Here is a 13216-nt window from a genome sequence, read left to right as displayed (position 1 = left end):
CAGAGAAAGGGAACATAACAATGAAAAAGCTTCTCGCATCAACCGTGGCCGCATCGGCGCTGGCGCTGATGCTCGGCATGACGAGCGTCCGCGCCGAGGACGCCGTCGACCCCAACGCCAAGCAGGGCGGCGCCATCACCATCACCTACAAGGACGATGTCGCGACCCTCGATCCGGCGATCGGCTATGACTGGCAGAACTGGTCGATGATCAAGAGCCTGTTCGACGGGCTGATGGACTACGAGCCGGGCACCACCAATCTCAAGCCCGACCTCGCCGAAAGCTACGAGATCTCGCCCGACGGCAAGACCTTCACCTTCAAGCTGCGCCATGGTGTGAAATTCCACAATGGCCGCGAAATGACCGCCGAGGACGTGAAATACTCGCTCGACCGCGTCACCAATCCGAAGACGCAGAGCCCCGGCGCCGGATTCTTCGGCTCGATCAAGGGCTATGACGATGTCGCCGCCGGCAAGGCCGCAAGCCTGTCCGGCGTCACCGTCGTCGATCCCTATACCGTCAAGTTCGAGTTGACCCGGCCCGACGCCACCTTCCTGCATGTCATGGCCATCAACTTCTCGCATGTCGTGCCGAAGGAAGAGGTCGAGAAATACGGCGCCGATTTCGGCAAGCATCCGGTCGGCACCGGCGCCTTCAAGCTCGCCGAGTGGACGCTCGGCCAGCGCATCGTCTTCGAGCGCAACGCGGACTACTGGCACAAGGGACTGCCGCATCTGGACAAGATCACCTTCGAGATCGGCCAAGAGCCGATCGTGGCGCTGCTGCGCCTTCAGAAGGGCGAGATCGACGTGCCCGGCGATGGCATTCCGCCGGCCAAGTTCCAGGAGGTGATGGCCGATCCCGAGCAGAAGGCGCGCGTCGTCGAGGGCGGGCAGCTGCACACCGGCTACGTCACCATGAACACCACCATGGCGCCGTTCGACAATGTGAAGGTGCGCCAGGCGGTCAACATGGCGATCAACAAGGCGCGTGTCGTCCAGATCATCAACAACCGTGCCGTGCCGGCCAACCAGCCGCTGCCGCCCTCGATGCCGGGCTACGACAAGGCGTACAAGGGCTATCCCTATGACGTCGCCAAAGCCAAGGCGCTGCTGGCCGAAGCCGGCCATCCCGACGGCTTCGAGACGCAGCTTTTCGCCATGAACACCGATCCCAATCCGCGCATCGCGCAGGCGATCCAGCAGGACCTCGCGGCGATCGGCATCAAGGCCAGCATCCAGTCGCTCGCCCAGGCAAACGTCATCGCCGCCGGCGGCGACAAGGCCGGCGCGCCGATGATCTGGTCGGGCGGCATGGCCTGGATCGCCGACTTCCCGGACCCATCGAACTTCTACGGTCCGATCCTCGGCTGTGCTGGCGCGGTGCCTGGCGGCTGGAACTGGTCGTGGTATTGCAACAAGGACCTCGACGCCAAGGCGGCCGAGGCCGACTCGGTGGTCGACCCGGCTAAAGCCGCCGAGCGCGACAAGATGTGGAGCGCCATCTACGACAAGGTGATGGAGGACGCGCCCTGGGCGCCGGTCTTCAACGAGCAGCGCTTCACCATGAAGTCCGCGCGCATGGGCGGCGCCGACAACCTCTATGTCGACCCGGTCCATATCCCGATCAACTACGACAATGTGTACGTAAAAGATGTGCAATAACTGCGACTACACCATCCACGGACGCCATCACCATTTCGGCTGGGACAATTCCTTTGCCCCGGCGCAGCGCGTGGCGCCCGGCTCGACCATCGAGTTTCAGTGCCTCGATTCCTCCGGTGGCCAGCTCAAGCCCGACAGCACCGTCGCCGACATCGCCAAGCTCGACTTCGCCGGGATCAACCCTGTCACCGGGCCGATCTTCGTCGAGGGCGCCGAGCCGGGCGACGCGCTGAAGGTGACGATCGAGATGTTCAAACCGTCCGGCTTCGGCTGGACGGCGAACATTCCAGGTTTCGGCCTGCTCGCCGACGACTTCAAGCAGCCGGCGCTCAACATCTGGAAATACGATGCCGCCTCGCTGGAGCCGGCCTTGTTCGGCAAGAACGGCCGCGTGCCGCTGAAACCCTTCGCCGGCACCATCGGCAACGCGCCGGGCGAGATGGGCCATCACTCGGTGGTGCCGCCCCGCCGCGTCGGCGGCAATCTGGACATTCGCGACCTCGCCGCCGGCACAACGCTCTATCTGCCGGTGGAGGTGGCCGGCGCGCTGTTTTCGGTCGGCGACACGCATGCCGCGCAGGGCGATGGCGAGGTCTGCGGCACGGCGATCGAAAGCCCGATGGTCGTCGTGCTCAAGCTCGACCTTGTCAAGGACGCCAGGCTGAAGATGCCGCGCTTCACCACGCCCGGCCCGGTGACGCGCCACCTCGACACCAAGGGTTACGAGGTGACCACGGGCATCGGCCCGGACCTGATGACCGGCGCGAAAGAGGCGGTCGCCCAGATGATCGACCTGCTCGCCGGCCGTTACCAGATCGATCCGGTCGAGGCCTATATGCTGGCCTCGGTCTGTGGCGATCTCAGGATCAGCGAGATCGTCGACATGCCGAACTGGGTGGTGTCGTTCTACTTCCCGCGCTGCGTGTTCGAATGATGTTCGGTCGGCGCTGCACCCCCACCCCGCTGCTTCGCAGCGACCCTCCCCACAAGGGGGAGAGTAAAAAACCGGCGCCCTACCTCCCCCTTGTGGGGAGGTCGGACCGAAGGTCCGGGTGGGGGGCGCCACAGAATAAATCCCTTGCAGGTTTGCGTCTGAAATGACATCAGCCACCGAAACCATTCTCGACATCGCCAATCTCTCCGTCTCCGTGCGTGGCGAGGACGGCGAGCGCGACGTCGTCTCCAACCTCTCTCTGACGCTTTCACGCGGCGAGACGCTCTGCATCGCCGGCGAATCCGGCTCCGGCAAATCGATGACCGCGCTGGCGATCATGCAACTACTGCCGCGGCCCGCCGCGCGCATATCTTCGGGCACGATCCGCCTTCTTGGCGGGGATGCGGGCGACACCGATCTCACAGCGCTCGACGAGCGCCGGATGCGCCGCATCCGCGGCGACCGCATCGCCATGATCTTCCAGGAGCCGATGACCTCGCTGAACCCGGTGCTGTCGATCGGCCGCCAGCTCACCGAATCCATCGAGGCGCATACCAGCCTCTCGCCCGCCGAGGCCCGAAGCCGCGCCAGCGAGGCGTTGAAGGCAGTGCGCATTTCGGAAGCCGAAAGCCGGCTGAAACAGTTTCCGCATGAGCTGTCCGGCGGTATGCGCCAGCGGGTGATGATCGCCATGGCGCTGGCGCTGGAACCCGACGTGCTGATCGCCGACGAGCCGACGACTGCGCTCGACGTCACCGTGCAGGGCGAGGTTCTGGAACTGCTGCGCGACCTGCAGCGCCAGCACGGCACCAGCGTCATCCTCATCACCCACGACATGGGCGTGGTCGCCGAAATGGCCGACCGCGTCATCATCATGCGGCATGGCCGCATGGTCGAGGAAGGCAAGACATCGGACATTTTCGCCAGGCCGCAAGCCGAGTACACACGCGAGCTGCTCGCCGCCGTGCCGCGCATCGGCACTGGCGCCGGCCGCCAGAAATCGAAAGAGATTGCCGAGCCGGTTGCGCCGGCGAACGTCGCCGATGTCACCGATCTGCATGTCCGGTTCGACCTGCGTGGCGGCTTCTTCGGCCGGGTCAACCGGCGCGTCCATGCCGTCGAAGGCGTCAGCTTTTCGATCGCGCCCAACGAAACGCTGGCGCTGGTGGGCGAATCCGGCTGCGGCAAGTCGACCACCGCCAAGGCGCTGGCCGGACTGGTGCCTTATACCGGCGACATCGTCATCGGCGGACGCAACCTGTCGGGCCTCGGCCGCGACGAGCGCAAGGCGGTGCGCCGCGACGTGCAGATGATCTTCCAGGACCCCTACGCTTCGCTCGACCCGCGCATGCGCGTCGGCGATCTCGTCGCCGAGCCGCTGGTCATCCATGGCGTCGCTTCGAAGGAGGAGCGCAGGGAGCGGGTGGCGGCATTATTCGAGCGTGTCGGCCTGTCGGCCGGCCAGATGGAGCTCTATCCCCACGAATTCTCCGGCGGCCAGCGCCAGCGCGTCTGCATCGCCCGTGCCCTGGCGCTCAGGCCGAAGCTGATCATCGCCGACGAAAGCGTTTCGGCCCTCGACGTTTCCGTGCAGGCGCGCGTGCTCGACCTGTTGAAGGAATTGCAGCGCGAATTCGGCGTCGCCTACCTCTTCATCTCCCATGATATGGCCGTAGTCGAAAACATCTCCGACCGCGTCGCCGTCATGTATCTCGGCCAGATCGTCGAGATGGGCACGCGCGACCAGGTTTTCTCCAACCCGCGCCACCCTTACACCAGGCGGCTGATCGAAGCTGTGCCGGTGCCCGATCCGGCGAAGCGCAGGAGCCGGTTCGCAAGGCTGGACCAGGAGATTCCGAGTGCGACGCGGAGGCTGGGCGAGAGCCCGCAGAGGCTGGCGCTGAGCGATGTCGGAGGCGGTCACCTGGTGGCGGGGTGAGGGTATGCTGCTCATGTGGGGCGGCGCCGACGCTTCCTGTGGCAACTGCAGCCATATCCGGGCCGCGACGGCTGTCCCGATCCCATCAATACCCAAGCGCCATTCCGTCCTTGCGTGGGTCCGACGCCCCGGTCAGCGTTCCCTTTTCCCAGTCGATCAGCACCGCCTGGCCGCCGCCGAGCGGGTGGTGCGGCTGGGTGATGGCATGGCCGCGGCGGCGCAGGCCTTCGATCGCATCAGCGGGAACACCGCGCTCGGCCTCCACCATGCCGTCATTGTAGAACACTCGCGGCGCATCGAGCGCCTGCTGCGGATCCATGCCGAAGTCGAGCATGTTGGTCAAAAGATGGACGTGGCCGAACGGCTGGTAGCCGCCGCCCATGACGCCGAACGGCATCACCACGCGGCCGTTTCGCGTCGCCATGCCGGGCATGATCGTGTGCATCGGCCGCTTGCCGGGCGCGATGGCGTTCGGATGCGCCGGGTCGAGGCGGAAGCTCGAGCCGCGGTTCTGCAGCACCACGCCGGTCTTCGGGCCGACGACGCCGCTGCCGAAGGAATAATAGGTCGAGTTGATGAAGGAGACCGCGTTGCGGTCGCGGTCGACGATGGAGATGTAGACCGTGTCGCTGCCGGGCAGCTGCACATCCGGCAGGTGCGTCATGGCACGCTGGCGGTCGATCTCGGCGCGCAGCCGCTCGGCATAGGCGGCCGACAGAAGCTCTTTTACCGGCACCGGCACATGGTCCTGGTCGCCGAGGAAACGGTCGCGGTCGCGGTAGGCCAACCGCCCCGCTTCGATCTCCAAGTGCAGGCGCTCGGCGCCGCCGGGGTCGAGCTCGCCGAGCCTGAGCCCCGACAGCACATTCAGCATCACGAGCGCCGTCAGCCCCTGATTGTTCGGCGGCATCTGGTGGATCTCGTGGCCGCCATAGGAGACGCTGACCGGCGCTACATAATCGCCCTTGGTCGAAGCGAAATCCTCAAGCGAATGCAGTCCGCCCAACGCCCTGAGCCGGCTCACAATGTCGTCGGCCACGGTGCCTTCATAGAACCCGGCGCGGCCATGCCTGGCAATGATGCGTAAGGTGGCGGCAAGCTCCGGCTGCCGGTGCACGTCGCCGGCCCTGGGCGCCTCGCCGCCCGGCAGGAAAATGCGCGCGGCGTGCTCGTCGGCCGACAGGTCGGTCTCCGGTTCGGCCCAGTCGAAGGCGACGCGGTCATGCACGACATAGCCGTTCTCGGCATAGTTGATCGCCGGCGCCAACACCTCTGCAAGGTCCTTGCTGCCATGGTCTTCCAGCAGCCTGCACCAGGCGTCGATCGCGCCGGGCACGGTCACGGCATGCGGTCCCTGTTTGGGAAGTTCGCTGAAGCCTTTGTCGCGATACCAGTCCACGGTCGCCTTGGCGGGCGCCCGGCCGGAGCCATTGAAGGCCAGCACGTTTCCCTGCCCCGCGGGGCAATAGAGGACAAAGCAGTCGCCGCCTATACCGGTCGATTGCGGCTCGACCACGCCCTGCACGGCGGCGGCGCAGACAGCGGCGTCCATGGCATTGCCGCCGGCGCGCAGCATGTCGATGGCTGCAAGCGTCGAAAGCGGATGCGAGGTCGCGGCGATCGCTTCGGTGGCGCGGACCGGCGAGCGGCCGGGAAACTGGAAATCACGCATTCTGTCCGAATATCTCCTGGTCACTTGAAGCCAATTGGTCCGGTGAAATCAATGCCGCCTGCCGAAGATCTGCGCCACCGACAAGAGCACGACCGACAGCACGATCAGGCAGGTCGAGATGGCAGCGATCGTCGGGTCGATCTGGTCGCGCAGGGCGTTGAACATGCGGCGCGTCAAGGTCGTCGTCTCGCCGCCCGATATGAACAGCGAAACCACCACTTCGTCGAAGGAGGTGATGAAGGCAAACAGCGCGCCCGAAACGATCGAGAAGCGGATCTGCGGCATGGTCACCTGCCAGAAGGCGGCGACGCGTCCGGCGCCGAGGCTGCGCGCCACGCGCTCCTGGTTCATGTCATAGGAGCGCAAGCCGGACAGCACCGTCAGCACCACCAGCGGCAGCGCCTGCACCGTATGCGCGATGACCAGGCCGGTCAGCGTGTTGTTGAGCCCGATGCGCGCATAGAGGAAGAAGGTGCCGATGCCGATCAAGATCACCGGCACGATCAGCGACGCGGTCATCAGCGCGTTGATGGTGCCGTTGAAGCGCAGCGTGCCCCGGTTGATGGCATAGGCGGCGGCCGTGCCGAGCGGCGTCGCCACCAGCGCGGTCATAACGGCCACCTTGACCGAGACCACCGTCGCGTCGCGCCACTCCAGCGACTGGAAGTAGGTCTGGTACCAACGCAGCGACCATTGCTGCGGCGGAAACTGCAGCAGCGTCGAATCCGAAAACGACATGATGACGATGATGACCGACGGCGCGATCAGGAACAGCAGCACGAGGCCGCCCAGCGCATAGAGCCACAGACGTTGCCGGTGCGAGATCGGCAGGCCGACATCTCCGCTCATCGCGAACTCCACACACCTGTGGCGCGCGCGCCGAGCAGCCACTGGAACAGGCCGAGCAGCGCCAGCGTGACCACGAGCAGCACGACGCCGAGCGCCGCGCCGGCGCCCCAGTTGGAATAGAGGCTGGTGGTCTGTTCCATGCGCATCGCCCACATGACGACCTTGCCGCCGCCCATCAGCGCCGGGGTGACGAAAAAGCCGAGACACAGCACGAAAACGATGACCACGCCGGAGGCGAGGCCAGGCAGCGACAGCGGAAAGAAGATCTGGCGGAAGGTGGCGACCGGGCCGGCGCCCAGGTTCATCCCGGCGCGCAGGCAGTCGGTGTCGATGGTCTTCATCGAGGCGTAGAGCGGCAGCACCAGGAACGGCAGCAATATATGCGTCATGCCGATGACGACGCCGGAAAAATTGTTGGCCAGCGGCAGCGGCTGGCTGATGACGCCGAGGTCGATCAGCCAGCTGTTGATCAGCCCCTTGCGCTGCAGGATCACCAGCCAGGCATAGGTGCGCACCAGCACCGATGTCCAGAACGGCAGGATGACGAAGATCAGGCAGATCGACGCCGCCCGGCGCGGCAGTTGCGACAGCATATAAGCCAAGGGATAGCCCAGCAGCACGCAGGCGGCGGTGACGATGAAGGCGACCTTGAAGGTGGTGAGGAAGGTCTTGATATAGGAGGCCTGCTCGAAGAAGCGCGCATAGTTGGCGGCGCTCAAGACGCCGACCTCGTCGAACAGCGACAGCCAGAACAGCCAGCCGATCGGCACGATGATGATGGCAAAGACGAGGAACAGGCTTGGCGACAGCAGCGCCAGCAGCCGAAACTGCTCGCGCCGCGCATCGGCGCGCAACGCATGCGCGTTCAGGTCCTGGGTCATGGCGCCAATTGCCTCGTCCATCGTGGCGGTTTGCACGCTCATCAGTCCGCCGCCACCAGGATCGTATCCTGCGCATCGAGGCCAAGCGCGATCGGCTGCCCGGCGGCCGGCAACCTGGCCAGCACGTCGCTGCGGCAATAGTCGCGCAATGTCAGCTGCCTGCCGTCGCGCAGCACGGCGTAGCAGACGAAGCTGTCGCCCTGATAAATCACGTCACTGAGCGTCGCGCTGAGCACGTTGACGCCCTTGGCCGGCTCTGCATTTGACAGCAGCCGCAGCTTTTCCGGCCGCACCACCATCAGCTGCTGGCCCGATGCCGGCGCCGGCGCCGCGGTGTGGATTTGCCTGTCCTCGTACCAGACCGAACCGGAGCGGCATTCGACGGGAATGAAATTCGATTCCCCGATGAAGCCGGCGACGAACCGGGTGCGCGGCGCGGCGTAGAGAATTTCGGGCTTGTCGAGCTGCTCGATGCGCCCGGCATTCATGACGGCGATACGATCCGACATGGTGATCGCCTCGCGCTGGTCGTGCGTGACATAGACAGTCGTCATGCCAAGCCGCCGATGCAGGGCGCGCAGTTCGATCTGCATGTGCTCGCGCAGGCCCTTGTCCAACGCCGACAGCGGCTCGTCCATCAGCACGATGGGCGGCTCGAACACGAGGGCGCGCGCCAGCGCCACGCGCTGGCGCTGGCCACCGGAGAGCTGGTCGACGCGCCGTTCGCCGAGGCCCTGCAACTTCACCAACTCCAGCGCTTTCTCGACGCGTTCCACCGTCTCGGCGGCCGGAACGCGGCGCTGCTTCAGCGGAAAGGCGATGTTGTGGAAGACGTTCATATGCGGGAACAGGGCATAGTTCTGGAACACCATGCCGATATTGCGCCTGTGCGGCGGCGTGGTGATGATCTCCTCGTCGCCGACCTTGATTGAGCCGGCAGTGGCCCTGACGAATCCCGCCAGGATCATCAGCAGCGTCGTCTTTCCGGAGCCGGAAGGGCCGAGCAACGTCAGGAATTCGCCGGCCGCGACGTCGAGATTGAGGTCGCGCAGCACCGATACGGAGCCAAAACGTTTCTCTATCGCGCGCATGCCGATCGGCAGCGCGGATGGCGCAATGGACAAGATTGTTTTCTCCTAGGCAGGACTCCAAGAAGCAGGGCCAGGCGGCCCCGCAATGTCAGGGTTTCCGGTCTATTGCTGGATCAGATTGTTGAACTTCTCCGTCGCCTCGACGAGGTTGTCGCGCCAGAACTCGGCGTCCTGCAGCACCTGCTTCTTGACGTTCTCAGGCGACGAGTTGATGTCCTTGATCCGCTCCGGCGGGATCTTCCCGGTCTCGAACGCCTTCTCGTTGACCGGTCCGTTGTCGACATAAAGCGGCAGATTGGCCTGTAATTGCGGACTGACGAACATCGCCAGCGCCTTCATCGCGACCTCCTTGTTCTTGGCGCCCTTGGGAATGACCATGCAGTCGGCCGTGAGTACGCCCTGGTCGAAGGAGAAGCTGACCGGCGCGCCTTCCTTCTTCAAGGTGCCGGCGCGGCCGTTCCAGATGCTTGCCATGTCGACCTCGCCGTCCTTCACCAGTTGCATGGCCTGCGCGCCGGAAGTCCACCAGGCATCGACATGGCCACGGATCTTGTCGACCGATTTCAGCGCGCCGTCGATGTCGACAGGATAGACCTTGTCGATCGGAATGCCTTCGGCGAGGGCTGCAACGCTAAGCGTCTCCGTCGCCTGGCTGCTGCTCAGTGCGCGCCGTCCGGGAAACTTCTCCACATTCCAGAAGTCGGCCCAGGTCTTGGGGCCTTTGTCACCGAATACGTCGGTCCGGTAGACGAGTACCACGGAGGTGTAGGAGATGCCGACCCAGTCGTCATGCACGAGCTTGGGATTGATGCCGCTCTTGTCGATGAGGTTGTAGTCGAGCTTTTCGAAAAGCCCTTCCTTCGAGCCGCGCGCGCATTCGTCGGCGCCGAGCTCGGTGATGTCCCACTTCACCGCGTTGCCTGTCACCTGCAGGCGCACGTCATCGAGACCGTTGGTGGTGTCTTCCTTGATGGTGATGCCGAGCGCATCGGCGGTCGGCTTGAAGAAGGCCTTGGCCTGCGCCTCCTGATAGGTGCCGCCCCATGAGGCGACGGTAATGGTGTCGCCTGCCGCGGCGGGCGCCGTGACCGTGGCCATGAGGCCCGCTATGGCAACGACGCTAATGCCTTTGGTGCTGTTTATTTCGGTTCTCCAACCGGTGTTCCCATTGTTTTTGATTTCGCATGCGATTTTGTATACAATTTTGAGTGTAGCTCGGGGATCAGCGAAGTCAACACCGCTCGGCGGGGCCTTGGGGCCACCGACCCGGGGCCGGGGAATGGCAAAACGCGCCGATTTTGAATACAGCTACGCGCGAAACACATCGATTTCCGGCACGGACCGGAGACTGGATACGGAACTTGGCCAAGGAAACAAAAAACACGCTGCGCGACTCGGTCTATTCCGCGCTCAAGGCAATGATCGTGACCGGCCAGATCCCGCCGGGCGCGCGCGTCACCGAGAGCGACATTGCGGCAAAGCTGAATGTCAGCCGCACGCCCGTGCGCGAGGCCTTCAACCGCCTCGAGCGCGACGGGTTGGTCACCGGCCGGCCGCGGCAGGGCTACGCCGTCACCGAGTTCGACATAAACATGTTCCGCGAGGCCTTCGACATCCGCGAACTGCTCGACGGCCACGCCACCGAACTGGCGGCGGCTGCGGCCACCGAGAAAGACAAGGCGCGGCTGCGCGCCATGCTGGCCGAATGCGAGAGGCTGGCCGCCATTGCGGATCGAACCACAAGGGAAAAATTCCAGGAGCTTGAAGTCGGCATCGATCTGCACCGCGTCATCGCCGAAATCAGCGGCAATGCCATGCTGCACGGCATGCTGTGCGGCATCCTCGACAAGTGCCAGCACTATGTCTGGACGGAACTGCTGTGGCTCGACGAATGGAAGATCGCCCGCGACGAGCATGCCGAGATTGTCGAGGCGATCTGCGCCGGCGACGCCAAGCGCGCCGGCGCCCTGGCGCGCGCCCATGTGCGCGGCTCGCGCGAGAACGTGCTGCGCCTGCTGCAGGCCAAATCGGATTACCAGAGCTTTCTGGCCAAGGCGTCGTGAGCGGGGTTGGACTTGGCGCGAAGCAACGCGTTAGCGATCTCGACTGGGCAGCCATGGATATTGCGGGTGGCGATGCTACCATAGGCCGGACGAACCTCGACAAGGACACTCCAGCTGCTTCCCTCGACAGGCCTTGAGCGATTGAGCGCATTTTCGGATGGCGTGTTCGCCGTCCTGATCACCGTGCTCGTGCTTGACCTGCGTCCACCGGAGGTGCCGACCTTCACCGCGTTGCTGGCCTTGTGGCCGACATGGCTGAGCTACGGCGTGAGCTATCTGTTCATCGCCATCGTCTGGGCGAATCACCATCATCTCCTGCGCCACGCCACGGCGGCGACGACCAGCCTGATGTGGTACAATTTCGCGCACCTGTTTTCGGTGTCGCTGCTGCCGTTGGCAACCGCGTGGATGGCGGTCAGCGAGCTGGCCCCGCAGCCGGTGGCGTTCTACGCGGTCGTCTTCTTCCTGGTGAACCTGACCTACATTCTCCTGATCCGGGAACTCATCGACCCGATGCCGGCCGACACCGTTCCGCTCAAGGTGCGCAAGGTCATGCGCATCCGCTCGATCGTGACGCTGTGCCTTTTCGGCTTGGCGGCGGTCGTCGCCCTGAAATACCCGATCGCCGGACTGGCGATTTGTTGCTGCTGCCTGACGGTCTATCTCCGGCCGGAAGCGCCGGGATCGCGCGCCGGCTGAGCGCAATGTCAGGTCATGCCGCCCGCGTCGGCTTTCGGCCTCGATCCGCCACGCCGCACTGAATTTGCCCTGGGCAGTTCTCCAGATGCTCGCCGCATTGCTACTTCGCGCTGCTCGAACGGAGAAGCCGTCACGGCCGAAAACGGACAGTCGGCGGAGCGCTTCTCGAATACGGAGCGTGCGACCGGGGCTGCCGAGAAAGCGTTTGGCCATCCCGCGTAATAGGCGAGATGACTGATCACCTCCGAGGCCTCGGCGCGCGTCAGTCCATTATCCATGGCCCTGTTGAGATGGTAGGGAATCTGCTCCACCTGCCCGGCGGCGACCAGTGCGCTGACCGTCACCAGGCTGCGGTCGCGCGGCGCGAGGTCGGGACGCAGCCACAGGTCGCGAAACAGCACTTCCGTCGTGTCGCGCACCAGGCCCGGCGACGCCGGTCCCGTGCCTTGCTCGACCCGTGCGGCACGATCGGCCTCCGCCTTTTCGTCGAGCGGCAGCAAATCGACGACAGCCTTGGGGAGCTGGTCCGGCCCGATGCCGCGTGCCTCGAACACCGCTTTGACGATCGCCGTGGCTGCCATCGCGTTGCCCCACCCGGCATAGAAGGCAAGATGCGTGATCATCTCCGAGATCTCGGCCGGCTTCACGCCACTGTCGAGGGCGAGGCTCAACTGCTCCGGCAGGAGTATGCCCTGGTTCCGGGTGACCACCGCCGCGATGGTGACGATGCTGCGATCGCGCCGCGACAGGCCGGGGCGCTTCCAAACGTCATTGGCAAGCTTGTCCGTCGCATAGCGCGCAAGGGCGGGCGAGACGGCCTGCAAATCCTCTGGAGGCAGGCTGCCGGTCTGCGACCCCGTCTGCGCCGCAGCGTCGGCAGCCCCCATCGACAAAGCGAGTGCGAGAATGGTTGAAGGTTTCATGATGATGCCTTTCGTTCCTGCGTACGGTCAGCGGTATTGCTCGTCGGAGACAGGCTCCAGCCAGTCGACATTCTTGCCGTCATGCATGTAGCTCAACGCGATGTGGGCCATCGGGCTGGTGGCGGTCGCGCCATGCCAGTGCTTCACCCCGGCGGGAATCCAGACGACGTCGCCTGGATTGATGACGAGGGCCTCCTTGCCGTCTTCGCGAATCCAGCCTTGGCCTGATGTGACGATCAGCAACTGACCGGCAGGATGAGTGTGCCAGACGGTGCGCGCTCCGGGAGCAAAGTTCACCAGCCCTGTGCTTGCGCGCGTTATCTCGGTGGCGGGAAACAGCGCAGTGATGACCGCTTGCCCGGTAAAGTTTTCTGCCGCTCCGATCATCGCCGGCGTGCTGCCGTTTGTCCGGATTTCGATGCCCTGCGCTTGCACGGGCATGATTCCCGCCGCTGCTGTCAGGATTTTCTTCATTTTGGTCTCCTTAAGGTTTGCTCCCCT

The 13216-nt window shown here is 64.6% G+C and carries 11 protein-coding genes and 1 pseudogene; 5 read left to right on the top strand and 7 right to left on the bottom strand.

The window, feature by feature from the left end:
* The first annotated feature begins 20 nt into the window (after positions 1–20).
* From FJ986_RS06280 to FJ986_RS06270, 3 genes are all read left to right on the top strand, one after another.
* A complete protein-coding gene (locus FJ986_RS06280; protein ID WP_140673710.1) occupies positions 21–1664 on the top strand; it encodes an ABC transporter substrate-binding protein in 1644 nt (547 codons plus the stop codon).
* Positions 1654–2598 (top strand): acetamidase/formamidase family protein, encoded by a 945-nt coding sequence (locus FJ986_RS06275; RefSeq protein WP_140673708.1) that lies wholly within the window; start codon positions 1654–1656, stop codon positions 2596–2598. The genes FJ986_RS06280 and FJ986_RS06275 overlap by 11 nt, the downstream gene beginning before the upstream one ends.
* A 163-nt stretch (positions 2599–2761) precedes the next feature.
* Positions 2762–4537, top strand: coding sequence for an ABC transporter ATP-binding protein (locus FJ986_RS06270; RefSeq protein ID WP_140491551.1), 1776 nt, complete (start codon positions 2762–2764; stop codon positions 4535–4537).
* Positions 4538–4622: 85 nt separating this feature from the next.
* Here FJ986_RS06270 and ggt read toward each other — a convergent pair whose 3' ends face one another.
* The 5 genes from ggt to FJ986_RS06245 all read right to left on the bottom strand — a co-directional run bounded on the left by ggt (position 4623) and on the right by FJ986_RS06245 (position 10128).
* A complete protein-coding gene (gene ggt / locus FJ986_RS06265; RefSeq protein ID WP_140491549.1) occupies positions 4623–6209 on the bottom strand; it encodes a gamma-glutamyltransferase in 1587 nt (528 codons plus the stop codon).
* Positions 6210–6257: 48 nt separating this feature from the next.
* Positions 6258–7058, bottom strand: coding sequence for an ABC transporter permease (locus FJ986_RS06260; protein ID WP_140491547.1), 801 nt, complete (start codon positions 7056–7058; stop codon positions 6258–6260).
* Entirely contained in the window at positions 7055–7981 is a 927-nt protein-coding gene (locus tag FJ986_RS06255; RefSeq protein ID WP_140625237.1) for an ABC transporter permease, read from the bottom strand. Before FJ986_RS06255 ends, FJ986_RS06260 begins: the two co-directional genes overlap by 4 nt.
* Positions 7981–9063, bottom strand: coding sequence for an ABC transporter ATP-binding protein (locus FJ986_RS06250; protein WP_140673706.1), 1083 nt, complete (start codon positions 9061–9063; stop codon positions 7981–7983). The genes FJ986_RS06255 and FJ986_RS06250 overlap by 1 nt, the downstream gene beginning before the upstream one ends.
* Before the next feature lie 69 nt (positions 9064–9132).
* On the bottom strand, positions 9133–10128 hold the full coding sequence (locus FJ986_RS06245) for an ABC transporter substrate-binding protein (RefSeq protein ID WP_181175044.1): 996 nt from the start codon (positions 10126–10128) through the stop codon (positions 9133–9135).
* Between the two features lie 263 nt (positions 10129–10391).
* Between FJ986_RS06245 and FJ986_RS06240 the strand changes: the two genes are divergently transcribed.
* Together FJ986_RS06240 and FJ986_RS06235 are read left to right on the top strand one after the other, a co-directional pair.
* Positions 10392–11093, top strand: coding sequence for a GntR family transcriptional regulator (locus FJ986_RS06240; protein WP_181165185.1), 702 nt, complete (start codon positions 10392–10394; stop codon positions 11091–11093).
* A gap of 141 nt (positions 11094–11234) precedes the next feature.
* Positions 11235–11792, top strand: coding sequence for a TMEM175 family protein (locus FJ986_RS06235; RefSeq protein ID WP_246675692.1), 558 nt, complete (start codon positions 11235–11237; stop codon positions 11790–11792).
* A 182-nt stretch (positions 11793–11974) separates the two neighbouring features.
* Here the strand turns inward: FJ986_RS06235 and FJ986_RS06230 are convergent.
* Positions 11975–12679, bottom strand: a pseudogene (locus FJ986_RS06230) (carboxymuconolactone decarboxylase family protein); the annotation flags it as partial.
* A 63-nt stretch (positions 12680–12742) separates the two neighbouring features.
* Entirely contained in the window at positions 12743–13189 is a 447-nt protein-coding gene (locus FJ986_RS06225; protein WP_140673702.1) for a cupin domain-containing protein, read from the bottom strand.
* Positions 13190–13216: the final 27 nt, after the last annotated feature.

Origin of the sequence: Mesorhizobium sp. B1-1-1 (genome assembly GCF_006442955.1) — a bacterium.
In the GTDB taxonomy this organism is placed as follows: Bacteria; Pseudomonadota; Alphaproteobacteria; order Rhizobiales; family Rhizobiaceae; genus Mesorhizobium.
This window is presented reverse-complemented; position numbering and strand designations above follow the sequence as displayed.